Below are 1,304 nucleotides of genomic sequence, written 5' to 3' on the forward strand. Positions count from 1 at the left end.
GCCCGGCGGCCGCGCGGGCCAGTTCGCGGGCGTGGCCGAGGTCGCGGCTGTACTCGACGGTCAGCACCGCGCCCGCCTCGCGCAGCCTGCGGGCCAGGGGGATGAGTGTGCGGGCGGACGCCGAGCCGCCCGCGGTGGGGTTCACCACCGCCAGGAAAGTCCTCACGGGACCAGGATGCCCGGGTTGAGGATGCCGTGGGGGTCGAGTTCCGCCTTGATCGCCCGCAGCACCCGGACGCCGACCGGTCCGAGCTCGTCGGCGTAGGCCGCGAGATGGTCGGAGCCGACGCCGTGGTGGTGGCTGATCGAGCCGCCCGCCCCGATGATCGCCGCGTTGACGGCCGGTTTGGCGGTGTCCCAGTCGATGCCGGGGGTGACGATCGTGAAGTAGAGCGACGCGGCGCTGGCGTACACATGGGAGATGTGGCACATCACCAGATGTCCGGGCAGGGCGTCCCTGACGGCCTGGTAGAGGTTGGGGAGGTTCGACCAGAAGGTCGTGGTCTCCAGGGTCTCCACGAAGGCGCCGACGTCGAGCAGGGCGTCGCGCAGGTAGGGCGCGGCGAACCGGCCGTGCGCCCAGGCGTCGCCCGGTTCGGTGCCCAGCGGCTCTCCCCCGGCCGCCGCGAGCAGCTCGGCGACCTTGGCCCGCCGGTCGGCGACCTCCTCGGGCTCGCCCTCGAACCCGACGATCGCCAGGCAGCCGCTGCCGCCTTCGCCGACCGAGCTGGCGCGGGCCAGCCCGACCAGGGTCTCGGTCTCGTCGGACAGCCGCAGCACGGTCGGCACGGGGCCGTCCTGGATCAGCTTGCGCAGAGCGGCGGAGCCGGTGGCGAAGTCGGCGAACTTCCAGCCCTCGTAGACCTTGGCGGCGGGGACGGGCCGGATCCGCACGGTGACCTCGGTGATGACGCCGAACGCGCCCTCCGAACCGAGGAAGAGCTGGCGCAGGTCGGGGCCCGCGGCCGACTTCTGGGCGCGGCCCACGGTGATCGTCCCGGTGGGCGTCGCGACGGTCATCGCGACGACCAGCTCGTCGAACCGGCCGTAGCCGGCGGACGACTGGCCGCTGGAGCGCGCCGCGGCGAACCCGCCGACCGACGCCCACTCGAACGACTGCGGGAAGTGGCCGAGGGTGTAGCCGTGCTCGCCGAGCAGTTCCTCCACGCGCGGGCCGCGGAGCCCGACCTGGAGCCGTGCCGTGCGGGACTCCTCGTCGACCTCGACCAGGGCGTCCAGCCGGCGCAGGTCGAGCGCGACGAACGCGAGCGCCCGGGGGGCGAGCCCGCCGACGACGGAGGTGC

General features: G+C 74.1%; 1 protein-coding gene. It reads right to left on the minus strand.

What is annotated here, in order from left to right:
* Positions 1-162: 162 nt before the first annotated feature.
* A partial coding sequence (locus ACYVE7_RS34205) for an FAD-binding oxidoreductase (protein ID WP_460370746.1) occupies positions 163-1,304 on the minus strand: 1,142 nt, incomplete at its 5' end.

It is taken from the genome of Actinocorallia lasiicapitis, from assembly GCF_054778695.1.